Source organism: Pseudoflavonifractor sp. MSJ-30 (genome assembly GCF_018918045.1).
Classification (GTDB): domain Bacteria; phylum Bacillota; class Clostridia; order Oscillospirales; family Oscillospiraceae; genus Faecousia.
In genome coordinates this window covers 1-23,729 of record NZ_JAHLPU010000031.1, presented here as the reverse complement: position 1 = coordinate 23,729, position 23,729 = coordinate 1, and the positions used below count along the sequence as shown (strand labels likewise).

At 57.5% G+C, this 23,729-nt stretch carries 21 protein-coding genes and 1 pseudogene; 12 read left to right on the top strand and 10 right to left on the bottom strand.

Features of this window, described 5'->3' with window-relative positions; genetic code table 11:
• Positions 1–117: 117 nt before the first annotated feature.
• The 7 genes from KQI10_RS04950 to KQI10_RS04920 form a co-directional block, all read right to left on the bottom strand.
• A complete protein-coding gene (locus tag KQI10_RS04950; protein WP_216566306.1) occupies positions 118–753 on the bottom strand; it encodes an orotate phosphoribosyltransferase in 636 nt (211 codons plus the stop codon).
• A 120-nt stretch (positions 754–873) separates the two neighbouring features.
• On the bottom strand, positions 874–1,416 hold the full coding sequence (locus KQI10_RS04945; protein WP_216566305.1) for an NUDIX domain-containing protein: 543 nt from the start codon (positions 1,414–1,416) through the stop codon (positions 874–876).
• A gap of 5 nt (positions 1,417–1,421) precedes the next feature.
• Positions 1,422–2,297: a YitT family protein gene (locus KQI10_RS04940; RefSeq protein WP_216566304.1), complete on the bottom strand. Its 876-nt coding sequence runs from the start codon at positions 2,295–2,297 to the stop codon at positions 1,422–1,424.
• A gap of 330 nt (positions 2,298–2,627) precedes the next feature.
• The gene (locus KQI10_RS04935) at positions 2,628–4,004 is read right to left on the bottom strand and encodes an MATE family efflux transporter (RefSeq protein WP_216566303.1); all 1,377 of its coding nucleotides are present in this window, start codon (positions 4,002–4,004) and stop codon (positions 2,628–2,630) included.
• 63 nt (positions 4,005–4,067) lie between these two features.
• Positions 4,068–5,891 carry a DUF6020 family protein gene (locus tag KQI10_RS04930; RefSeq protein WP_216566302.1) on the bottom strand — a complete coding sequence of 608 codons (1,824 nt, stop codon included), beginning with the start codon at positions 5,889–5,891 and terminating at the stop codon, positions 4,068–4,070.
• A 134-nt stretch (positions 5,892–6,025) separates the two neighbouring features.
• A complete protein-coding gene (locus KQI10_RS04925) occupies positions 6,026–6,433 on the bottom strand; it encodes a hypothetical protein (RefSeq protein ID WP_216566301.1) in 408 nt (135 codons plus the stop codon).
• Positions 6,434–6,543: 110 nt separating this feature from the next.
• Entirely contained in the window at positions 6,544–7,848 is a 1,305-nt protein-coding gene (locus KQI10_RS04920) for a glucose-6-phosphate isomerase (protein ID WP_216566300.1), read from the bottom strand.
• 230 nt (positions 7,849–8,078) lie between these two features.
• Between KQI10_RS04920 and KQI10_RS04915 the strand changes: the two genes are divergently transcribed.
• The 8 genes and pseudogenes from KQI10_RS04915 (at position 8,079) to KQI10_RS11675 (ending at position 16,728) form a co-directional block, all read left to right on the top strand.
• The gene (locus tag KQI10_RS04915; RefSeq protein WP_216566299.1) at positions 8,079–9,296 is read left to right on the top strand and encodes a dihydroorotase; all 1,218 of its coding nucleotides are present in this window, start codon (positions 8,079–8,081) and stop codon (positions 9,294–9,296) included.
• Positions 9,297–9,474: 178 nt separating this feature from the next.
• Positions 9,475–12,642 (top strand): carbamoyl-phosphate synthase large subunit, encoded by a 3,168-nt coding sequence (carB, locus tag KQI10_RS04910; protein ID WP_216566298.1) that lies wholly within the window; start codon positions 9,475–9,477, stop codon positions 12,640–12,642.
• Position 12,643: 1 nt separating this feature from the next.
• Positions 12,644–13,378, top strand: a complete 735-nt coding sequence (locus KQI10_RS04905; RefSeq protein WP_216566297.1) for a dihydroorotate dehydrogenase electron transfer subunit — start codon at positions 12,644–12,646, stop codon at positions 13,376–13,378.
• Positions 13,369–14,277 carry a dihydroorotate dehydrogenase gene (locus KQI10_RS04900; protein ID WP_216566296.1) on the top strand — a complete coding sequence of 303 codons (909 nt, stop codon included), beginning with the start codon at positions 13,369–13,371 and terminating at the stop codon, positions 14,275–14,277. The genes KQI10_RS04905 and KQI10_RS04900 overlap by 10 nt, the downstream gene beginning before the upstream one ends.
• On the top strand, positions 14,278–14,976 hold the full coding sequence (pyrF, locus tag KQI10_RS04895; protein WP_216566295.1) for an orotidine-5'-phosphate decarboxylase: 699 nt from the start codon (positions 14,278–14,280) through the stop codon (positions 14,974–14,976). It begins immediately after the preceding gene.
• Between the two features lie 16 nt (positions 14,977–14,992).
• Positions 14,993–15,649, top strand: a complete 657-nt coding sequence (pyrE, locus tag KQI10_RS04890) for an orotate phosphoribosyltransferase (protein ID WP_253285155.1) — start codon at positions 14,993–14,995, stop codon at positions 15,647–15,649.
• A pseudogene (gene pyrB, locus KQI10_RS04885) lies at positions 15,646–16,551 on the top strand (aspartate carbamoyltransferase); the annotation flags it as partial. The gene pyrE and the pseudogene pyrB, both read left to right, overlap by 4 nt.
• Entirely contained in the window at positions 16,525–16,728 is a 204-nt protein-coding gene (locus tag KQI10_RS11675) for a hypothetical protein (RefSeq protein WP_371818360.1), read from the top strand. The pseudogene pyrB and the gene KQI10_RS11675, both read left to right, overlap by 27 nt.
• Positions 16,729–16,860: 132 nt before the next feature.
• On the opposite strand, the gene KQI10_RS04880 is transcribed toward KQI10_RS11675, so the two are convergent.
• Together KQI10_RS04880 and KQI10_RS04875 are read right to left on the bottom strand one after the other, a co-directional pair.
• The gene (locus tag KQI10_RS04880; protein WP_216566292.1) at positions 16,861–18,021 is read right to left on the bottom strand and encodes a hypothetical protein; all 1,161 of its coding nucleotides are present in this window, start codon (positions 18,019–18,021) and stop codon (positions 16,861–16,863) included.
• Positions 18,018–18,572: a sigma-70 family RNA polymerase sigma factor gene (locus KQI10_RS04875; RefSeq protein ID WP_216566291.1), complete on the bottom strand. Its 555-nt coding sequence runs from the start codon at positions 18,570–18,572 to the stop codon at positions 18,018–18,020. The genes KQI10_RS04880 and KQI10_RS04875 overlap by 4 nt, the downstream gene beginning before the upstream one ends.
• 276 nt (positions 18,573–18,848) lie before the next feature.
• Here KQI10_RS04875 and KQI10_RS04870 point away from each other — a divergent pair, with 276 nt between their 5' ends.
• Positions 18,849–19,040 carry a superoxide dismutase family protein gene (locus KQI10_RS04870; protein WP_216566290.1) on the top strand — a complete coding sequence of 64 codons (192 nt, stop codon included), beginning with the start codon at positions 18,849–18,851 and terminating at the stop codon, positions 19,038–19,040.
• 58 nt (positions 19,041–19,098) lie between these two features.
• Here the strand turns inward: KQI10_RS04870 and KQI10_RS04865 are convergent, their stop codons facing one another.
• Positions 19,099–20,463: an MATE family efflux transporter gene (locus KQI10_RS04865; protein WP_216566289.1), complete on the bottom strand. Its 1,365-nt coding sequence runs from the start codon at positions 20,461–20,463 to the stop codon at positions 19,099–19,101.
• A 234-nt stretch (positions 20,464–20,697) separates the two neighbouring features.
• On the opposite strand from KQI10_RS04865, the gene KQI10_RS04860 reads away from it, so the two are divergent.
• The 3 genes from KQI10_RS04860 to KQI10_RS04850 are packed head-to-tail and all read left to right on the top strand — an operon-like array spanning position 20,698 to position 23,505.
• Positions 20,698–21,684 (top strand): aldo/keto reductase, encoded by a 987-nt coding sequence (locus KQI10_RS04860; RefSeq protein WP_216566288.1) that lies wholly within the window; start codon positions 20,698–20,700, stop codon positions 21,682–21,684.
• 2 nt (positions 21,685–21,686) lie between these two features.
• Positions 21,687–22,469 carry a YdcF family protein gene (locus tag KQI10_RS04855; RefSeq protein WP_216566287.1) on the top strand — a complete coding sequence of 261 codons (783 nt, stop codon included), beginning with the start codon at positions 21,687–21,689 and terminating at the stop codon, positions 22,467–22,469.
• The gene (locus KQI10_RS04850) at positions 22,462–23,505 is read left to right on the top strand and encodes a M42 family metallopeptidase (RefSeq protein ID WP_216566286.1); all 1,044 of its coding nucleotides are present in this window, start codon (positions 22,462–22,464) and stop codon (positions 23,503–23,505) included. Before KQI10_RS04855 ends, KQI10_RS04850 begins: the two co-directional genes overlap by 8 nt.
• Positions 23,506–23,729 lie beyond the last annotated feature (224 nt).

Genomic DNA, 23,729 nt, shown 5'->3' with positions numbered 1-23,729 from the left:
CGCCCCGGCAGAAAATGATTTGACTTTATTTGCCGACTATCGTCGGCAAACTCTGCGAGGCTTTTTTGACAGACTGAGGGGCGGCAAATTGCCGCCCCTATCATGAAATTCACCTGTTTACAGCTGCGAATACCCGAAGCTGTTGACCAGAGCGTCGATCTTCTGTCCGGCCTTGCAGTAGGGGCATTCCCGGTAGTCATAGCTGGCGTAGCCGGGAAGGTCCTGAATGGTGTAGACGGAGCGGACGGGATAGCCCTCCACCTGATCTACGGCACTGTAAATGGCCGCCACACCGGCAACGGTGCCGCCATAGTAGGTAATCGCCTCCAGGGCACGCTTTGCGGTGTAGCCCGTGGTCACGGACGCCATAAGCACCAGAACATGCTTGCCCCGGATCATCCCCTGGGTGTTGTCCCGGAAAATGATCTGGGAATTGGCATTGTACTCCGGATCCAGAATGTAGATTGTCTCATGGGCATTGATGGTACGGAAGCCGCTCTTGGTCAGCTCCTGGGCCAGGCAGGTGCCCACCACGCTGGTGCCGTCCAGGCACAGAATGGTGTCCACAGGGGTATCGTTGACAAAATTCGTCACCAGCTGCCGGGCGCTGTCCTTGGCCTCACTGAGGCGGGTCTTCTGATAGGTGATATCCACAAAGTAGTTGATGTGGGAATGGTTGGTCGCAAAGTGGCCCCGGGCGACGCGGAGCGGCGCGCTGCCATGGCGAATGGGCATCTTCATCAAAGTGATCATAGTTCCTGCCTCCGTTATCTGTGATAAATAGGAAGGTGTTTCGCCGCCCTCAATTGGGCATTTCGACGAAACACCTTACGGTTATTATACAGCTTTGCCCTTCCGGACGCAAGTACAACCTCATTTCAAATCATCCAAAAATGGGGCCCTCTTTTTGGGCATATTGCGGGAACGCAGATCCTTTTCCTGGCGATAGAACTGCCGGGCGATGATGCGGCAGATCTTGCCTCTGCGGATCATCCAGTGGATTTTTCCGAATCCCGCCCACATAACGCCGTCCGTCTCCCCGGGCTGAAGCCGAATCTTTTTCAGGGAAACAGGGTTTTTCAGGCAATAAAAATCATAGAAGGTATTCCTGTCCTGGTCGCTGCCCAGAAATTCGAAGCGCTCCGGCGGGGCCGCGATGCCGGTTTCCTCCCAAAGCTCTCTTTGAATGGCCGTCAGGCTGTCCTCCCCCGCCCGTGCCATGCCGCCGGAATTCTCCCAGGTGCCCGCGAAGCTCTTTTCCGGCGCCCGGCGGGTCAGCAGGATCTTGCCTCTTCCGTCATAGACCCAGACGCAGACCGTCAGGCCGTATTCTCCCGGTTCCCAGGGCGTGCCCCGCAGATGGGTCTTCCCCGTTCTGCGCCGCTGGGCATCGTATACGTCATTCCATTCTTCCATACCGTTTATTCCGCCTTTTTCCGGTACTCCTTGCTGAAGGAGAAGCCTCTGCCCCAGACCTCCGTGACCTGGGTAATGACCATGAAGCACTCCGGATCGATCTCCCGCGCCAACACCTGGACCTTGTGCAGTTCCCGGGTAGCTACCACGCTGAAGACCACCTCTGTGGGCTCATGCAGATAGCCGCCCTCGCCGTGGAGCAGAGTCACGCCCCGGTCCGCGTTGTGGAGAATGCTCTCGCAGATCTGCTTCGCCTGTTCGCTGACGATTTTCACCTCCGTCCGGCCGGTTCCGGCGACCAGAGTTTTGTTCAGCGTAAAATTCACGGCAATCAGCATCAGAATGCCGTAGAGCAGGTCCTCCGGACTGTGGAAGAACAGCTGGGACAGCATAATAGCAAAGTCAAACAGCCACAGCGTTACCGGCACCGGAATGCCGAAGAGCTTGTTCAGGATCAGCGGCGGGATGTCCATGCCCCCGGTAGACGCCCCTGCCCGGATAACGATGCCCAGAGCCACACCCAGCCCCATACCGCCGAAAATGGCGCACAGCAGCAGATCCTCCGTCACCCGAAAGTCCCCCAGCAGCGACTGGACGCCCGTCAGGAAAAGGGGGTAAACAAAAGAGCTGAGTACCGTGGTCATGGCGAATTTTTTGCCCAGCACCGCCAACCCCAGCAGCAGCATTGCCACATTGAACACAAATACGAAGCCGGACACCGGAATGCCCCCAAGCTGCTGGGCAACCAGCGCAAGGCCCGTTGTGCCGCAGCTGATCAGCTGCCCGGGCAGAATAAACAGCGCCACCACAAAGGCATACAGCAGATTTCCCACCAGAATCCAGCAAAGGCCCGGCAGATTCTTCAACATTTTTTTCTTCATAGCTTCTCTCTTTCCGTGCGAAACATTTTGCTTTATTTTACCCGATTGCCCTTTCCTTGTCAACGGACGAAAAGCGCCGCCGGTGCGAAACCGGCGGCGAAATTCAATTGCGGATCTGGTTTTCCAGATGCCCGGACCGGATCACCGGGGGCTTTGGGTCCACGGCTTCCCAGGGGATGGGCGCATTCTTCTCTTCTTTTTTCTCTTCCCGTTTCACGGCAACTCTCTCCTTCGGGAAACCGCCGGCGGCCGCATGGCAAATACATAACGCCATGGGTCTGGGGCACATTCTCCTGTTTCCCCTGTCAGGATATGCCGAATACACGGGATTTATTCAGCGGCTTCCGCAAACAGCGGCTTTACCCGCTGGCGGTAGAGCCGGGAGAACAGCAGCCCCGTCATCAGAGCGGACATGACCTCCGCAATGGGGTATGCCCACCAGACGTTGTTCACCTCGCCGGTCAGGCTCAGCAGATAGGCAACCGGCAGCAGCACAATGAGCTGGCGGCACAGAGAGACGATGGTGGAATAAGAGCCCTTGCTCAGCGCCTGGAAGGAAGCGCCCAGGGCGATGCAGACCGCCGCCACCGGGAAGGGCAGGCTCAGGATGCGCAGAGCCTTGACGCCGATGCGCAGGAATTCCTCTGTGGGGTTGAAAATATCCAGAAGCGCCTGTGGGAACAGCTGGAACACCGCCAGACCCACCAGCATAATGCCAACGGCTACCGTGGTCGCCAGCTTCAGGGTATGGATAATGCGCTTTGGCTTCCGGGCGCCGTAATTGTAGGCGATAATGGAGATGGTGGCATTGTTGATGCCGAACAGCGGCATAAAGAACAGGCTCTGGAGCTTGAAGTAAATGCCGAATACACCGGTAGCCACCTCGTTAAAGCCCTGCAAGATCTGGTTCATACCGAAGTTCATGACGGAACCGATGCCGTTCATAATCACGGATGGAATGCCCACTTCCAGAATGGGGGCGATGACCTTCCAGTCGGGCTTCATATACTTGACATGCAGCTGCACATCGGGATTGTGCCGCACATTCATGTAAATGCCCAGCACCGCGGCCACGCACTGGCCGATGACCGTCGCCACAGCCGCGCCGGCGATGCCCATTCTGGGCAGGCCCCACCAGCCATGGATGAATGCCGGGTCCAGAATGATATTGATGATGGCGCCGGTGCCCTGCAGGATCATGGTGTGCATGGCCCGGCCGGTGGCCTGCAGCAGCCGCTCGCAGAGAACCTGGATGAAAACGCCCGCGGTGAGCAGGCAGCAGATTCTGGTGTAGGCGATGCCGCCCTCCACCGTCTCCGCAACGTTGGACTGCATGGTGTAGTAGGGCCGGACACCGAAGATGCCAAAGAGCATAAACAGTGCCGTCGCGACCAGCGCCAGAAATACGCCCTGTCCCGCGGCCCGGTTGGCGCTCTCCTGATCCTTCCTGCCCAGGCTCTGGCTCAGCATGGCATTGACACCCACACCCACGCCCACAGCGAACCCGATCTGCAGATTCTGCACCGGGAAAGCCAGCGACAGCGCCGTCACCGCGCTCTCCGACACCTGGGACACATACACGCTGTCCACAATATTGTAAAGTGCCTGCACCAGCATGGAGATGATCATAGGCAAAGCCATGTTCACCAGCAGCTTGCCAACAGGCATGACGCCCATTTTGTTCTCCTGCAATGTTTCTTTCTGCATTGTATTTCCCCTTTTTTCTCAATAACATAACTCGGCTTATAGTACACGATAGCAAAGAAAAAATCAAGTTTTTTCTATATTTTCATCCGTTACTTCAATACCAGCCCGATACGTTGCAAGCAAATAGGGCACAATAAACATGACTGGGCAGGCATAGCGCACCGCACCGTTTACATGGGTCAGGAGCAGCCCCGCCGTCAGGAGCAGCCCGGGCAGCAGCTCCATCCGCTTCCGCCGGTCCTTTTTCCACAGAGCGCTGACAAACAGTACCAACAGCGTCCAGGTATAGATGCCGGAGCCTGTCAGGAGCTTCCAGGGGAACTTTTCCGTCTGGTTCGCAATGCGGTTCTCCCAGCTGATCCTCCGGCTGTTTTCTACCAGGAATGGGAATTCGCTGCCCTCCAAGGGCTCGTAGGCCTCCGGAGAGTCCTGATAGTTATAGGCAAGCTGGACTCCCGTAACAAAGGGCGTAAAATAGGCGTTCTTGGAGTATACGATAGCCTGCAGACACGTCAGTGGGTGCCGCAGAATGAATTTCCCCGTCAAACCCAGGAACGCACGAACCTGGGCATTATTTTCCGCATGGAAGGTATTTTTAATAGGGTCCACATAAGTAGGCGAATAAGCAGTGCTTACGGCGTCGTAATCCAGCACATCTCCAAGGATATCCTTTTCCTGCTGGGTCAGTTCCTGGCCGTAGTTCCGGCAGTAATAGCCGACGATCGGATAGAGTAAACTGTAATTCTCCTGCTGCTTCGGCTTTTCGATGTTCAGCATCGGACAAAGCACCTGGGAGTTCAGCACTTCCACCGTGAGCAGCCCCGCACAGCATCCCAGCAGGACTTTTCTCGGCCCCTGTTTATAAGCAGCCAACCCAAACAGACTCAGGGTAATCAGCCAAACGCCACCCTTCCGGGTCAGCGCACACAGAAACGCCAGCACACAAAGATAGCCGAGGTCCCGCATTTCCGCTCTCTCCGTCCGGGCGATCCTGCCGTAGACGATAACGAACAACAGGAACAGCGGAGCATGAACGCTGTCCTTAATGATGGAGGGTGCCAGGGTCGTCCAGACGGGTGTCAGCGCAAAAAATGCAGCGCATGCGTAGCCCACAGCCTTTCTGCCCCGCCGCTCGGCGGCTTCTTTGCACAGAACGCTCAGTGCAAACAGCATCAGCCCCGTCTGCAGCAGCATGCAGGCAGCCAGTCCGCCTGCGTCCCCCGCCAGCCGCTGTCCCAACGTAAAAAGGCTGCCGAAAACCACAGTCAGAAACAGCGGATGGGAGGCCTCACACAGGATCTTACCCTGGAACTGCAATACCTGTCTGGCGGAATCCCAGAGCAGATAGCCTGGGAAGCGCAACAGCAGCACCGGCGCCCAAAACGCAAAAATGACCAGAGCATAGGGCCATCCGGGGCAGCGGATAGTCTTTTTCCCCGCCGGATCCGGACGGTTCAGCCATGTGGATGCCCCAAAGATCATTAAATAATAATTTCCCGTCAGCTGGAGCCAATACAGCAGGGATTCCACCTTCCCGCCCTGGGGCAGCTGCCACAGATTTCCCAGTTCTCCCGTAGAGGACAGGTATGTCATAGTATTCAATGTGAAAAAGGCTGCTAGCAGAATCCCAGTCGGACGCACCCTGGGTGTATGGTTCAGCAGGCTACTCCAGCATACAATGGAAAAGAGCGCAGAAGCGCCCAACATCAGCAGGCATACCACTTTCCCCCGCAACCCGCCATAGGCCAGCGCATAGCGAATGTGCTGAAAGAAGCTGCCGTCCTCCATTAGCCTGCAGCCGCGCATTCCCAATGCCGTCACTGCCGCGAAAAAGGCCCACAGCGCAGCCGGGAGCCACGCCTTTTGCGGAATCTGTAGTCTTCTCATATGGTCCCTCTCCTTGGTTCATCTTGAATTGCGCTCTCATTGTATCAGAGCCTTCGCTTTTTTGCAAGGCAGCCCTCCATTTTCGCAAAAAAGCACCGCCGCGCAAACGCGGCGGTGCAGGAGGATCTTTCTCCTTACAGGTACTTCTTCATACCTTCGGAAGCGGTCGCGGGGTCGGCGGAGATGGTCATGGTGATTTCCATGTTGTTCTCCCTGGCAAAGTTTGCCACCCAATCCACAAAGGCCTCGTTGGCAGCCTGATCCTGACCGATGGTCTTGTACAGGTTGTCGATGAACACGTTGGTAATATCAAAGTTGCCTGCGTGCAGGCCGCTCAGGAAGCCCTTCAGCATATCGGGGGAGCTGATGCCGTACTCCTGGGAGTCCACCAGACGCACCTTATAAGTAACATCATAGGTCAGCTTCTTGCCGTACTCGATGCAGACCACATCGCCGTGGGCATCTGCCACTGCGGTGTTGATGGCGTCGATCAGCTTCTTGGTCTTACCGGAGCCCTTCAGGCCCATAATTACATGAATCATCGGAATTTCCTCCTTTGCTATACCAAAATAAATCTGGCTTGGTATCATTCTACCAGCAAACTTTCTTTTTTGCAATAGGGAATTTTACAAAATGACAAACGCTTTTTTACTTACGCCTCGTAGCCGGGCTTGCCCAAGAGTTTGAACATATTGCGCTTATAGAACTCCACACCGGGCTGGTTGAAGGGGTTCACGCCAAGGATGTAGGCGGAAACGCCGCAGCACAGTTCCAGGAAGTAGAACATCTCGCCCACCTTCCGGTCGTTCAGCTCGCCGCAGTCCATGGTGATGACGGGCACGCCGCCGTCCACATGGGCAGCCAGAGTGCCGAGGAACGCCTTCTCGTCCACAAAGTCCAGAGTGCGGCCCTCCAGATAGTTCAGACCGTCCAGATTCTTTTCGTCGCCGCCGATGACCATCTTCTCCGTGGGAGCGTCAAAGCGGACCATCGTCTCGAAAATATTGCGCTGGCCCTGCTGGATCATCTGGCCCAGAGAGTGCAGGTCGGCGGTGAATTCGGCGGTGACGGGGAAGATGCCCTTGCCGTCCTTGCCCTCGGACTCACCGAAGAGCTGCTGCCACCAGCCGCCGAACATCTTGAAGCCCGGCTCGAAGCTCTCGAAGATCTCCATGGCCTTGCCGTTGCGGTACAGCAGGTTCCGCACCGCGGCGTACAGCCACACGGGGTTATCGAAGGAGCGCAGGTCGTAGGCTTCCCTGGCATCCACGGCGCCGTTCATCATCTCCATGATGTCCACGCCGGCCACTGCCAGAGGCAGCAGGCCCACAGGCGTCAGCACCGAGAACCGGCCGCCGACGTTGGCGGGGATCACGAAGGTCTCCCACCCCTCTTCCGTGGCCATCTGCCGCAGAGCGCCCTTGCAGGGGTCAGTAATGGCATAGATACGCTTTCTTGCGCCCTCCACGCCGTACTTCTCCTCCAGCTTGGCCCGCAGCGCGCGGGTGGCAATGGCAGGCTCGGTGGTGGTGCCGGATTTGGAGATGATGGCAATGGAGAAATCCTTGCCCTCCAGCAGACGGCACAGCTCATTCCAGTGCCGGGTGCTCAGGCCGTTGCCGGCGAAGTAGATCTGGGGATCTCCCTTACCCTTGCCCATGTTGTGGTTGGGGCCCTGCAGCAACTCGATGGCCGCCCGGGGGCCCAGGTAGCTGCCGCCGATGCCGATGACCACGAATACATCGGAGTCATTGCGGATCCGCCGGGCAGCGCTCTGGATGCGCAGAATTTCCTCGGTAGGCTCCCGGGTGGGCAGATTCTGCCAGCCCAGAAAATCGTTGCCGCTGCCGGTACCGTCCGTCAGAGTCGCATGAGCCTGCGCGACCTCCTTCTCCATTGCCAGAAGATCCGGCAGGGCAAGCTGGCCCCAGACATGGGAAATGTCAACTTTAATCATATGTGTAGGACACGTCCTTTCTATTGATAAAAATTTACGGGTATATGTTACCGCAAAACCCGCCCGCTTGCAAGCCCCGGAGACAAAAAAAATCGATTCTTTGGAACTTTTCTTTTTTCTGTTGACAAAGCGTGTTTCCCGTGCTAGAATAAATCGAAATGCGGCGAGGAACCGTGATTCTGGTCTTGCCGCAAAGGCAGGATATTTTTTTAGGCGAAAGGAGACTGACTATGGAAGCTCGGCTGAAGGCAACCGCATATCCCGCTTCCGCGTCCTCTTTTTGGGACGGTGTTTCCGCCGTTTTCAGAAATGAGGATTTTTCTTTTCTCAATTCTTCCGAATATTCCGTTTTTCCCGGCTTTTGTGATGTGCATGTGCATTTCAGAGAGCCGGGATTTCCTTATAAGGAAACGATAGCCTCCGGTTCCCGGGCGGCGGCCCGGGGGGGCTACACGGCGGTATGCACCATGCCGAACCTGAACCCGGTACCGGACAGTCCGGAAAATCTGATGCCCCAGCTGGAGGCGATTCAAAAAGGAGCCTGCATTGCGGTCTATCCCTATGCCGCCATTACCAGGGGTGAGCAGGGGCAGGTTCTATCCGACATGGAAGCCCTGGCCCCTCAGGTCATTGCTTTCTCCGATGACGGCCGGGGCGTGCAGGACGGAGCCATGATGGAATCGGCCATGGTTCGGGCCAAGGCGCTGGGCAAGCTCATTGTGGCCCACTGTGAGGACAATTCTCTTCTCCGGGGCGGCTATATCCACGCGGGCGGCTATGCCGCGGCCCACGGCCACCGGGGCATCTGCTCCGAAAGCGAATGGGGTCCCATTGCGAGGGATCTGGAACTGGCGGCCAAAACCGGCTGCGGCTATCATGTGTGCCACATCTCCACCAAAGAGAGCGTGGACATCATCCGCCAGGCGAAAAAGAGCGGTGTGGATGTGACCTGTGAGACCGGCCCCCACTACCTCACCATGGATGACACCATGCTGCAGGAGGACGGCCGCTTCAAAATGAACCCTCCCCTTCGCAGCCCGGAGGACCGGGAAGCCCTGATAGAGGGACTGCAAGACGGCACCATCGATATGATCGCCACGGACCATGCCCCCCACAGTGCGGAGGAAAAGGCCAGAGGTTTGGAAAAGAGCGCCTTCGGCGTGGTAGGTCTGGAAACGGCCTTCCCGATCCTCTATACCTGCCTTGTCCAAAGAGGTGTTCTCTCCCTGGAAAGCCTGCTGGACAAGCTGGTGTGGAACCCCCGGAAGCGCTTTCAAATTCCCCTGGGCAACGACTTCTCCGTATGGGACTTAAACGCCCAGTACAAAATAGACCCGCAGGACTTCCTGTCCCAGGGCAGGGCCACCCCCTTTGCGGGCTGGACCGTTCAGGGCAAATGCATGGCCACATTCTTTGACGGCAGTGCCGTGTATCTGGCAAGGAAGTAAGATACAGTTGTCATTGCGAGCCAGTCCTCAGACTGGCGTGGCAATCCCCCGGTTGTACGCACAGGCTTGAAATATCCGGGGGATTGCCACACCAGCGTGCGCGCTGGTTCGCAATGACATGAAATGATTGAACCCCTAATCATAAAAAAGATACAGCATCACATGGAGGAAATGAATCATGGCAAAGAGAACTGACATCAAAAAAATCCTGATTATCGGCTCCGGCCCCATTGTCATCGGGCAGGCGGCGGAATTTGACTACGCGGGTACCCAGGCCTGTCTGGCGCTGAAGGAGGAGGGCTACGAGGTTGTGCTCTGCAACTCCAACCCCGCCACCATCATGACCGACACCACCATTGCCGACAAGGTCTATATGGAGCCCCTGACTCTGGAATACATCGCCAAAATCATCCGCTATGAGCGGCCCGACGCCATCGTCCCCGGCATCGGCGGCCAGACCGGCCTGAATCTGGCCATGCAGCTGGAAAAGAAGGGCGTTCTGAAGGAATGCAACGTGCAGCTGCTGGGCACCTCCTCCACCTCCATTGAGCGGGCCGAGGACCGGGAACTGTTTAAGGAGCTGTGCCAGTCCATTGGCGAGCCGGTGATTCCCTCCGAGATCACCTACTCTCTGGAAGAAGCCAAGGAAGCTGCCAAGCACATCGGCTATCCCGTAGTCCTGCGCCCCGCCTTCACCCTGGGCGGCACCGGCGGCGGCTTTGCCTACAATGAGGAAGAGCTGGAAGAGATCGGCCTCAATGCCTTTAAGCTCTCCCCTGTCCATCAGGTGCTGATTGAGAAGTCCGTCAAGGGCTACAAGGAAATCGAGTTTGAGGTCATGCGGGACTCTAAAGACCATGCCATTACCATCTGCGGCATGGAAAACATCGACCCCGTAGGCGTCCACACCGGCGACAGCCTGGTGGTGGCCCCCATTATGACCCTTTCCGACCACGACCTGAAAATGCTCAATGATTCCGCCATTAAAATCATTCGGGAGCTGAAAATCGAGGGCGGCTGCAACGTCCAGTTTGCGCTGAACCCCCATTCCTCTGAATACTACCTGATCGAGGTCAACCCCAGAGTTTCCCGTTCCTCCGCTCTGGCCTCCAAGGCTTCCGGCTATCCCATTGCCCGGGTCACCGCCAAGATTGCCGTGGGCATGGCTCTGGAGGACATCAGAATTGCCAACACCACCGCCGCCTTTGAGCCCCGGCTGGACTATGTGGTCGCAAAGCTGCCCCGGTTCCCCTTTGACAAGTTCGCCTCTGCCAAGAACACCCTGGGCACCCAGATGAAGGCCACCGGTGAGGTCATGGGCATCGGCTCCAATCTGGAGGAGTGCCTGCTCAAGTCCGTCCGCTCTCTGGAAATCGGCGTGTGCCACTTCTATATGCCCAAGTTCAACCACATGGAGACCGCCGAAATTCTGGAATACCTGAAGCAGTTCCGGGACGACACCATCTTCGCCGTGGCTGAACTGCTGCGCCGGAACGTAAGCGTGGACGCCATTTATGACGTCACCCAGATTACCCCCTTCTTCATCCGCTCCATCGAGAAGATCGTCAACATGGAAAAGGAACTGAAGGCCCATGCAGGCGACGCGGAGGTCCTGAAAAAGGCCAAGGCCATGGGCTTCGGGGATAAGTTTATCGCCCAGCTTTGGAACATGAAAGAGCTGGATGTGTATCGCCTGCGCTGTGAAAAGGACATCTTCCCGGTGTACCGCATGGTGGACACCTGCCATACGAACGCCTATATTCCCTACTTCTACTCCTCCTACACAGGCTCTAACGATTCCCGCCTGACGGAGAAGAAGAAGGTGGTCGTTCTGGGCGCAGGCCCCATCCGCATCGGCCAGGGCGTGGAATTCGACTATTCCACTGTCCACGCGGTGAACACCATCCGCGCCGAGGGCTATGAGGCCATTATCATCAACAACAACCCCGAAACCGTCTCCACGGACTACACCACCGCCGATAAGCTGTACTTTGAGCCCCTGACCCCCGAGGACGTCATGAACATCCTGCACTTTGAGAATCCCGAGGGTGTCATCGCCTCTCTGGGCGGACAGACCGCCATCAACCTGGCGGACCCCCTGATGGAGCGGGGCGTAACCATCATCGGCACCGACTGTGCCGCCATCGACCGGGCCGAAGACCGGAACCAGTTTGAAAACCTTCTGAACGAGCTGAACATTCCCCGGGCCAAGGGCAAGGCCGTGACCAACATTGAAGACGGTATTGCCGCTGCCGCAGAAATCGGTTACCCCGTACTGGTGCGCCCCAGCTTCGTTCTGGGCGGCCGGGCCATGCAGATCGTTGCCAACGAGGAGCAGCTGCGCCAGTACCTGCGCACCGCCGTGGAAATTGACGAGGACAAGCCTGTACTGGTGGATAAGTACATTCAGGGCCGGGAAGTGGAAATCGACGCCATCTGCGATGGCCGGGATGTGTTCGTCCCCGGTATCATGGAGCTGGTGGAGCGCACCGGCGTTCACTCCGGCGACTCCATCTCCGTCTATCCCCCCTTCTCCATCTCCGACAAGGTCAAGGGCATCATCCTGCAGTACGCCAAGAAGCTGGGCCTGGGCATCGGCATTAAGGGACTCTTTAACATCCAGTTCATTGTGGACAAGGAGGACCATGTGTATATCATTGAGGTCAACCCCCGTTCCTCCCGGACCGTGCCGTTCCTCTCCAAGGCCACAGGCTACTCCCTGGCGGATATCGCCACGGAGGTCATTCTGGGCAAGAGCCTGAAGGAGCTGGGCATCTTCGATATCTATCCCACGGAAAAGAGCCGCTGGTACGTCAAGGCCCCTGTGTTCTCCTTCAATAAGATCCGCGGTCTGGATGCCTACCTGTCCCCGGAAATGAAGTCCACCGGTGAGGCCATCGGCTATGACAAGACCCTGACCCGCGCCCTGTACAAGGCCCTCCAGGCTTCCGGTATGCGGCTGCAGAACTACGGCACGGTTCTGGCTACCATAGCAGATAAGGACAAGGAGGAGGCTCTGCCTCTGATTCGCCGGTTCTATCAGCTGGGCTTCAACATCGAGGCCACCACCGGCACCGCCAGGTTCCTGAAGGCCAACGGCATCCGCACCCACGCCCTGCAGAAGATCAGCGACGGCAGTGAGGAGATCCCCAACGCCCTGCGCCAGGGCCACATCGCCTACGTGCTGAACACCCGTGACCCCGGCTCCAATGCCTCCGACGGCATCCAGATCCGGCAGATCTGCACCGAGTACAACGTGACCCTCTTCACCGCCCTGGACACCGTAAAGGTGCTGCTGGACGTGCTGGAGGAAACCACCCTGACCATTTCTACCATTGATGCCTGATATGAAACAGAGTATTTTTGAAATCTTAACCAACGAGGCCCTTACCTCCAGCGTCTACCGCATGACGCTGGAGGGGGATACCTCCGCCATTACCGCCCCGGGGCAGTTCGTGAACATCCGGCTGGAAGGGAAGTTCCTCCGCCGCCCCATTTCCGTCTGCGACTGGGACGAGGGCAAGCTGACTCTGGTGTATAAGGTGGTTGGCCACGGCACCGCCCAGATGGCCGCCATGACCCACGGTCAGGTCCTGGACATTCTCACAGGCCTGGGCAACGGCTACGATCTGACCCTCACCGGGGAAAACCCGGTTCTGGTGGGCGGCGGCGTGGGCGTGCCCCCCATGTATAGCCTTGCCAAGCATCTGCGGGCCTTGGGAAAGCCCGTCCAGGTGATTCTGGGCTTTAACACCAAAGAGGAAATCTTCTATGAGGATGCTTTCAAGGCCCTGGGCTGCACCGTGTATGTGACCACGGTGGATGGCTCCTACGGCATCCCCGGCTTTGTGACGGATGCCCTGAAAGATCTGAGCTACAGCCACTTCTGCGCCTGCGGCCCGGAGCCCATGCTGAAAGCCCTGTATAAGGCCAGCCGTACCTCCGGCCAGATGAGCTTCGAGGAGCGCATGGGCTGCGGCTTCGGCGCCTGCATGGGCTGCTCCTGCAAGACCCTGACGGGCAACAAGCGCATCTGCAAGGAAGGCCCCGTCATGAAAAAGGAGGAAATTCTATGGGATTGAATGTGAATCTCTGCGGTATTCCTTTGGAGAACCCGGTGATCCCCGCCTCCGGCACCTTCGGCTTCGGCTATGAGTTTGCCCAGCTGTATGACATCAACATTTTGGGCACCTTCTCCTTTAAGGGTACCACCAAGGACCCCCGGTTCGGCAATCCCACCCCCCGGATCGCGGAGTGCCCCGGCGGCATGATCAATGCCGTGGGTCTGCAAAATCCCGGTGTGGAGGCGGTCATCGCTCAGGAGCTGCCCAAGCTGCGGCAGGTATTTCACAAGCCGGTCATGGCCAATGTGTCCGGCTTCTCCGTGGCGGACTATGCCTACACCTGCGAAAAGCTGGACAAAGAGGAACAGGTGGGCTGGCTGGAAGTCAACGTCAGCTGTCCCAACGTCCACGGCGGCGGCATGAGCTTTGGCACCGACCCCAAGGCCGCGGCAGAGGTCACCAGGGCCGTCAAAGCCGTGACCACCAAACCCGTCATCGTCAAGCTCTCCCCCAATGTAACAGACATCGTTTCCATTGCCAAGGCCTGTGCTGACGCAGGGGCCGACGGCATCAGCCTGATCAACACCATGCTGGGTATGCGCATTGATTTGCGGCGCAGAAAGCCCGTCATCGCCAATACCATGGGGGGCTATTCCGGCCCCGGCATCTTCCCGGTGGCCCTGCGGATGGTCTACCAGGTGGCAAAGGCCGTGGACGTTCCCGTCATCGGCATGGGCGGCGTCCAGAGTGCCGAAGACGTTATTGAAATGATGCTGGCCGGCGCCACCGCCGTAGAGGTGGGGGCCGCCAACCTGGTAGATCCCTGGGTCTGCCAGAAGATCATCCGGGACCTGCCCCGGGTGATGGAAGAATACCGCATTGAAAATTTAAGTGATATTATAGGAGGCGCACAGTAAATGGGTAAAGACGTGATCGTAGCCTGCGATTTTTCCAGCGCGGAGCAGACCTTCGCATTCTTGGACAAGTTCACCGGCAGAAAGCCCTTTGTGAAAATCGGCATGGAGCTGTACTATGCCGAAGGCCCGGAGATCGTCCGGCAGATCAAGGCCCGTGGCCACAAGATTTTCCTGGACCTGAAGCTCCACGACATTCCCAACACCGTGAAGAAGGCCATGGCCGTCCTGCGGAATCTGGATGTGGACATCACCAACCTCCACGCCGCCGGTACCACCGCCATGATGCAGGCCGCCCTGGAGGGCCTGACCCGGCCTGACGGCACCCGGCCCCTGCTGATTGCCGTGACCCAGCTGACCTCCACCGATCAGGAGGCCATGGAGCGGGATCTGCTCATCCACGAGCCTATTGACCAGGTGGTCATGCACTACGCCGAAACCGCCAAAAATGCCGGTCTCGACGGCGTGGTCTGCTCTCCTCTGGAGGCAGAAAAAGTCCACAAAACCTGTGGAAAAGATTTTCTCACCGTGACCCCCGGCGTCCGGTTTGCTGACGGCGACGCGGGCGACCAGAAGCGGGTCATGACCCCCGCCGCCGCCAAGGCCATTGGCTCGGACTACATTGTGGTGGGCCGTCCCATCACCGCCGCCGCCGACCCCGTAGCCGCCTACGAACGCTGCGTTGCCGAATTCTGTGACTGATTTTGGAGGTTCAATGATGGAAAGCTACAAAAGAGAGTTTATTCAGTTTCTGGAAAAGGCCGGTGTGCTGAGATTCGGTGACTTCACCGCCAAGTCCGGCCGGAAGATCCCCTACTTTGTCAATGCCGGCATGATCAAGACCGGCGAGGAAATTGCCACTCTGGGCGAATTCTACGCCCGAGCCTACCTTGAAAAGCTGGGCAAGCGTCCCGCCGTTCTGTACGGGCCTGCCTACAAGGGCATTTCCATTGCCGTATCCGCTGCCGTTGCCCTGAGTAAGCAGGGCCTGAACGTGCCTTTCTTCTTTAACCGCAAGGAAGTCAAGGACCACGGCGAGGGCGGCGTGTTCGTGGGCTATGTGCCTCAGGCCGGTGAAGAGGTGGTCATCACCGAGGACGTGATCACCGCCGGTACCGCCATCCGGGAGAGCATGGCCATTCTCAGCCGCCTGGAGGGCGTGAAAGTCGCCGCCACCTTTATCATGGTGGACCGCAAGGAGCGGGGCAAGGGCGAAAAGCTGGCCATGGAGGAAGTGGAAGAAGAGTTTGGCTTCCCCGTATACTCCGTGGTGGACGTTTACGACATCATCGAGTACCTGGAAGAGGACCCCAAGAACAAGGAGAACGTGGACCGCATCCGCGCCTATCTGGCCGTCAATGGAGGCAAAGCATGAGAAGCCTGAACAGTATTCTGGACCTGTCCGTTGAGGAACTGGACGGGCTCATTACCACCGCCAAGGACATTATCGCGTGCCCCGAAAAATACCGGGACAGCTGCAAATATAAGAAGCTGGCCACCCTCTTTTATGAGCCCTCCACCCGTACCCGCCTGAGCTTCGAGGCCGCCATGCTGGAGCTGGGTGGCAGCGTTCTGGGCTTCTCCTCCGCCAATTCCTCCTCCGCCTCCAAGGGCGAGAGCATGGCGGACACCGCGAAGATCATCTCCTGCTACGCGGATATTATGGCTATCCGCCACCCCAAGGACGGCGCGCCTTTCGTAGCCTCCCGGAACGCCTCCGTTCCCGTAATCAACGCGGGTGACGGCATGCACAACCATCCCACCCAGACGCTGGCGGATCTTCTGACCATTTCCCGGGAAATGGGCCGGCTGAACGATTTGACCATTGGCCTGTGCGGCGACCTGAAATACGGACGCACCGTCCATTCCCTCATTGAGGCCATGTGCCGCTATCAAAACATCCGCTTTGTGCTGATCTCCCCGGAGGAGCTGAGGCTGCCCGGCTACGTCAAATACAACGTACTGGAAAAGAGCGGCTTTCCCTATGAGGAGGTCACCTCTCTGGAGGACGCCATGCCCAAGCTGGACGTGCTGTATATGACCCGCATCCAGCGGGAGCGTTTCTCCAACCCGGCGGTCTATGAGCGGCTGAAAGGCAGCTACATTCTGGACCCTGAGAAGATGAAGCTTGCCAAGGAGCAGATGTGCGTCCTGCACCCCCTGCCCCGGGTGAATGAAATCTCCGTGGCCGTGGACGATGACCCCCGCGCCGCCTACTTCCGGCAGGCCCTCAACGGCAAATACATGCGCATGGCCCTGATTCTCATGCTTCTGAAAGAAGCCCAGGAAAATCCCGCCCGGGAGCCCATCCGGGGCGAACTGCGGTACGATCTCACCTGCCGCAACCCCCGCTGCATCAGTGCCACCGAGCAGGAGCTGCCCCAGATTTTCCGCCTCACTGACAAAGCAGCGGGCATCCACCGCTGCATCTACTGCGAGCATATCGCGGAATAAGGCCGCGCCCCGCGAAACGCCGCGCGGCAGCAGAAACCGGCGCTTCCCTGCATATATCCGTGAATAAAAAATCACGCCGGGCGTCCGGCGTGATTTTTTTGTCAAACAGGGAAACATATCCCCGGCCGCGGCTTATTCAAAGGGAATATCGCATTTCTCCCTCTCCGTTCCGAAATAGAACGACATGCCCACGATCTGTTCCGGGTCCAGGACGGCGTCCAGCGCGCCAATGATGACTGTGAACCGGTGATTTTCCGCGTCCCAGTATTGCGTTCCGCCGCCGTTTACAAACATTTCCGTTCCGTCCTTCCAGCGGACCCCCGCGGGGTAGGGCGACCATGCGTTTTTGAACTGGAAATCGTCAAAATCCGCATATTTTGCGTAAGCCTGTTCATCAATCCGGTAAATGAGCTTCATGCTGTATTGCCCGATCTCCACCTGCGAAAGGGTGATGGGCAGGCTGCCAATCGGGGCATTGGGTATCCAGGTTTTCGCTTCCCCGGCGCTGCCCTCCAGCGTCCAGGTAAGCTCCCAGTCACCGGGAACCGTCATGACTGCTTCATCGTATTTTGTCGCCCCCTGAATGCCGAAGCCGGTGAAGCGGAAGGTCACTACTTTTCCCAAAAGAGGATTTCCATCCCAGTGAAAGCGCACTCTATACTCCAGGCTGCCATCGCTGAGCTGAAAATCATAGACAAACGATCCACTTTCGTCTACCGCAACGGGCTGACCATTCTTGATATAGACAAGATTCCCCTGGGCATCTTGGGTAATACCCTCATAAAAATCCCCGCTGAGGCCCATGTTAAAGCCGGGTGTGGTTTCGCCGATCTCCCCCAGCGGCTGCCCGTCAATCAGAAAATCGAACCATACCCAGGGCAGCTGCCCATCCTCCAGCTTCAGGCCCTTGATGCGGAAGATCACCACGCCGCCATACTGGTCTGCCAGAGTCTGCACCGCCGTGACAGTGATGCCGTTGTTCGTCGCACTGACGCTCTTCTGCTTGCCGTCCTTCGTCTCCGTGGGGGTAACGGACAGCCCCGTTTTCTCCGCCTGCTTTTTGATCTGCTCTGAGGGCTGTATGCCGCTGGAACTGCCCATCTGCATGGTTGCGGACCAGCGGGTATAGACCGTTGCGGCAGTCATGGTCCCCATAATCAGAACCGCCGCGATCAAAAGCAGCAGTTTCTTCTTTCCAAAGGACTTTCGTTTTGGATACGGAGCAAATTCCGCCTCTTCAATCAGCCCGGCATCCAGATTCTGGATACCCTTCAGCATCTCTTTTCCGGTCATACGTAAATTCCCTCCTGTTTTAAGTAGGACGCCAGTTTGCTTCTTGTCCGGGACAGCCGCATCAGCACGGCGCTCTCGGTAATCCCATAGCGTCGGGCGATTTCGCCGGCGCTGTCTCCATACCAGTACCTCCGGACAAAGATCATCCGGTTCTCCTGGGTCTGCTCCCGCAGAAAGCTGCCCACAAGTTCGCTGACTTGCCCGTCACCCGGTCCTGTGCCCTGCCAGGCGGCGGGAATGCATTCCTCCATCTCCCGGGTCAGGGCTATGACCTCCGCCTTTCGCTTTGCCGCGTTATTCCAGTCCAGACGGCCGAAAGCGAAGTGGCGGCAGAGCTTTGCCAGATACGCGAAGAAATGCACCGGCCTTGTAGGCGGGATCGTGTCCCAGGCCCGCAGATAGGTATCGCTGACGCATTCCTGGGCATCCTCTTTGTTCCGGAGAATATTCTCGGAAAGCCGCGTCAGCTGCCCGCCGTACCGGCAGGCAGTCTGCGAAATGGCATCCTCGTTTCGGGTGAAGAATAATTGTATGATTTGCTCGTCATTCACTGCTCACACCTCCTGTGTTTTGTCCTTCACCCCTATAGAAGGATTTGGGATCGCAAATATAACGTTCCTTCGGGAAAATTTTGCAAAATCCACCCTACGGTCGGCGTTTCCGCAAGCGCCGGTCTCTCTTTGAAAATACATAACACAGCGCAAAACCTTTTTCAAGGGACTTTTTACAGCAGGATACAACATTTTGTAAATCAGACGGGCCAGACACAAAAATCTCCCCGTCCCAAATTCTCCGTCACCCGCATAGGGTGATTGTGAGGTGATTTTATGCAGAATAGTGCCATTGCCCTGCTGCGGGGCGGAGAAACTGCCCCGGGTCTTACGGGAACCGTCCGGTTTTATCAAAGGCGGGACGGGGTCCTTGTGGAAGCGGAGATTTCCGGGCTGCCCCCTTCCCGGACCGGCTTTTACGGGTTCCATATCCACGAGGGGACGGACTGCGAGCATATCGCAGAATAAAAAGCAAGCGCCATTGCAGGTTTCTCAAAAGCCTGCAATGGCGCTTTGTACTGTCTTTTTACCGCCGGGCCGCCTCTTTGGTTCTGCGCTTCAGGCAGACAAAGTAGGCGGGAATCAGGAAGCAGTCCGCCAGAACCCAGGCGGCGGGGCTGGCGTAACAGACGGCGATGAAGCCGAATACGGATACAAGGCCCGCCACCGCGCCCCGGGCGATCATTTCAAACACGCCCGCAACCACGGCCAGATTGGAGTAGCCCAGGCCCTGGATGGTGAAGCGGAACAGGTTGACACCCAGCAGGGGGATGTAGAACGCAGCATTAATCACCAGCAGCTGCCGTGCCAGAGGTAGGATCTGCGCCGAGGATGCCACATCCTTGGAGTCCAGGAACAATGCGGTCATCTGCGCCCCGCAGAAGTACATGACGGCCAGTGCCGCCAGAGAATAGACAACCCCCAGAATGCAGCAGTCCTTCACACCTTCCTGCACTCTTTCCAGCTTGCCCGCGCCCAGATTCTGTCCGGCATAGGTAGCCGCCATGGTGCCCATAGCGTCGAAAGGCGTGGCGAACAGATTCGTCACCTTGGAGGAGGAGGCCACGGCAGCCATGGCCACGGCGCCCAGACCGTTGACCGCCGTCTGCAGCAAAATGGAACCGATGGCCGTAATGGAATACTGCAGCCCCATGGGCAGGCCCATAATCAGCAGTCTTTTGACATAGTGCCCCCGCCAGCGGAGATTCTCCTTCTTCAGATGCAGAATGGGGAATTTTCTGCTCATATACCACAGGCACAACAGCCCGGAGATCAGCTGGCTGACAAGCGTTGCCCAGCCCGCGCCGGCGACCCCCATATTCAGCGTCACCACGCACACAATATCCAGTGTCACATTCAAAAGGCTGGAGAAGATCAAAAACATCAGCGGCGTCCGGCTGTCGCCCAGAGAGCGGAGGATGCCGGAGAGCAGATTATAGAGCATGGTTGCGGGAATACCCAGAAAAATCAGGAAAATGTAGTCATAGGCATAGGCAAAGGTGCTCTCAGGGGTGTCCATCGCCGTCAGAATGGCCCGGCAGCCCGTGGTGGTCACCAATGTCACAGCCAGTGCGATTGCAGAGCCCAGCCAGATCATATTGCCAACGAAATTCCGCAGACCATCATAATCCTTTTCGCCGAACTTCTGGGCCACGGGAATGGCAAAGCCCGCGCAGACGCCGTTGCACAGACCCAGCACCAGAAAATTAATGGAACCCGTAGAGCCAACCCCGGCCAGGGCCTCCATGCCCAGAAAATTACCCACAACCACCGTATCCACCATGGCATAGAACTGCTGGAACAGCAGCCCCAGCAGCAGGGGCAGAATAAACGACAGCAGAATGGGCATGGGCGCGCCAACCGTCATATCCTTTGTCCGATCCTTCGGCATATGGTATCCTCCTGAAATCACGATTTTTCATTCATCAGGCGCACATATTAGCACCAATTTCTTTCGCTGTCAATCCGGGAAAAATACATAAAAGCGCAGTCCGTTTTTCATACTTTCCTTGTCAAATCGCGGTTAACCGGGACTATTTCCCGGAACTATCCTTCAACGGCCGCAGTTGCAATATGTTCCGGATTATACTATAATAGGAGAAATTTATATGAAGGAGCGATTTCCATGTATCAGGCAGATTCTTCCCGCTATAATGTGATTCCCTATCGCCGCTGCGGTGCCTCCGGTTTGAAGCTGAGCGCCTTCTCCCTGGGCCTGTGGCATAACTTTGGCGACACCGCCCCCTATGAGAACATGCGTGCCCTCTGCCGCACGGCTTTTGATCACGGCATTACCCATTTTGACCTGGCCAACAACTACGGCCCTCAGCCCGGCGCTGCCGAGGAGAATTTTGGGAAACTCTTCCGGGACGACCTGGCTCCTTACCGGGATGAATTGATCATCTCCACCAAAGCAGGCTATACCATGTGGGACGGCCCCTATGGGGACTGGGGCAGCCGGAAATATCTGCTCGCCAGCCTGGATCAGAGTCTGAAGCGCATGGGGCTATCCTATGTTGACATCTTCTACCACCACCGTATGGATCCGGACACCCCGCTGGAAGAGACCATGGGCGCCCTGGAACAGGCGGTTCGCAGCGGCAAGGCCCTGTACGTTGGCCTCTCCAATTACAATGGCGAAACTCTGGAAAAAGCCTGCGCCATTCTGACGGAGATGCGCGTACCCTTTGTCATCAACCAGAACCGCTACTCCATTTTTGACCGGACCATAGAGGGCAACGGTCTGCTGGAAGCCACCCAAAAGCTCCGCAAGGGTCTGATCACCTTCTCTCCCCTGGCCCAGGGTATGCTGACGAACCGATACCTGAACGGCATTCCCGCGGACAGCCGCATCCGCACCGACGGCCGGTTCCTGAAGGAATCCACCGTGGAGGAAAAGCTGCCGAAGATCCGTGCTCTGAACGCCATGGCTCAGGAGCGTGGCCAGACATTGGCGGAAATGTCTCTGGCCTGGCTGCTGAACCACGAGGCCGTCACCTCCGTCCTCATCGGCGCTTCCAAGCCCAGCCAGATTCTGGATAACATCAAGGCCGCGGAGAATACGCGTTTCACCGCCGAAGAGCTGGCAAAAATCGAGGAGATCAGCAGGTAACCATGAATCAACAAAAAAAGCCCCGTTTATGGCCCCTCTGGCTGCTGCTTCCTTTGGGCACCGTTTATTACTTCTGTAAATTCGTCCTGCCGGGCTACAGCTTTACGGCTCTGGTATGCCTGTGTCTGGCGGCGCTGCTCCTGTTTTACGTTGCCATGCCCTTTCTTGGCCAGCGGTTCCCCAAGCCCGCGAAAATCCTCACCCGCTGCGTGACCGCCGTTCTGATTGCCGGACTGCTGGTCTGTGGGATAACGGAGGCCGTCATCATCAAGGCCAGCTTCGGAAGCCCTGATCAGGATGTGGACTATGTGGTTGTCCTTGGGGCCAAGGTCTGGGACGACGGGCCTTCCGTATCCCTTTGGGACCGGATCTACGCCGCCCGGGACTATCTGGAAGCCCATCCGAATACCATCGCCGTGGTTTCCGGCGGTAAGGGCAAGGACGAGCCCATGAGTGAGGCCATCTGCATGTATGTGGAACTGACGAATCTGGGCATTGACGGAGAACGCGTCTGGACGGAAGATCAGGCGGAATCCACTTGGGAAAATATCCGCTACAGCCTGGATCTGATTGAACAGAATACCGGCACCCGCCCCACCCGACTGGGCGTCCTGTCCAGCGAATACCATCTGTTCCGCGCCAGCCTTTTCGCGAAGAAAAATGGCGTGGAATTCGTGGGTATTCCCGCAAAAACCTCCCGTTTTTCCCAAAAGGTCAACCACTTCATGCGGGAGGTCGCCGGTGTCTGGCACTACATTTTATTAGGAGGAAACTATCATGATTGATCGCAGCTATGCCGATTTTGCCTGGGAACAGGCCACCGCGCTTCTGGGGATCGACTCTCCTTCCGGTTTTACCGCAAACGCGGCCCGGTGGGTAAAAGATGCCTTTGAAAGTCTGGGCTGCCCCGCGAGGATTACCGTCAAGGGCGGTGTTCTGGTGGAGCTGGGCGGCAAAAATGCCGGAGATGCCCTGTTTCTGGAGGCCCACACAGACACCTTGGGTGCCATGGTCAGCCAGATCAAGGGCAACGGCCGCCTGAAGCTGACCCCTCTGGGCGGCATGAGCCCCAACAACGCCGAAGCGGAGAATGTCCGGGTCTATACCCGCAGTGGCAAGATCTACGAGGGCACCTGTCAGCTGGCAGACGCCTCCGTCCACGTCAATGGCAATTACGCGGATACCAAGCGGACCTATGATACCATTGAGATCGTTCTGGATGAGAACGTGACCTCCGCCCAGGAAACCAAGGCACTGGGCATTGCCATCGGCGATATCGTCTGCTTCGATCCCCGCACCCGCCGCACCGCCTCCGGCTATCTCAAGAGCCGGTTCCTGGATGACAAGCTGTCGGTGGGCATCCTGCTGGGCTTTGCCAAATATCTGAAGGATAACCACATTGAGCCGGAGCGGAAGCTCTACGCCCACATCACGGTCTATGAGGAAGTGGGCCATGGCGGCAGCGCCAGCGTCCCCGCGGGCGTCACCGAGGCCATTTCCGTGGATATGGGCTGCGTGGGCGAAGGGCTGGACTGCACCGAGCGGCAGGTCTCCATCTGCGCCAAGGATTCCGGCGGCCCGTACAGCTATGAGGTGGTCTCCAAGCTGATCGACGCCGCCAGACGGACCGGCGCGGACTACGCGGTGGATGTGTACCCCCACTACGGCTCCGACGTAGAAGCCACCCTCCGGGCAGGCTACGACATCCGCCACGGCCTCATCGGCGCGGGGGTCTATGCCTCCCATGGCTACGAGCGCAGCCACATTGACGGCGTGTACAACGCCATTCTGGTCCTGGCCGGGTACACCGGGGTCATCTGATACGATTCACATTTACAAAAAGGCATTGCGTTCCACGCGGACGCAATGCCTTTTTTATAGAAAGTAGAGTTACAAATCAATGATCGAAAATCAGTCGTAGCTTATTAACTTAACACCAAAAATTAGCTTTTTATTTCAACCACAAACCTGTCCGCATTTCAGCTGGGTCCCTCCGGGGGCCCCTTTCTTGTCCCGCCAAGAAAGGGGGAAAGAATGCGGCTCAA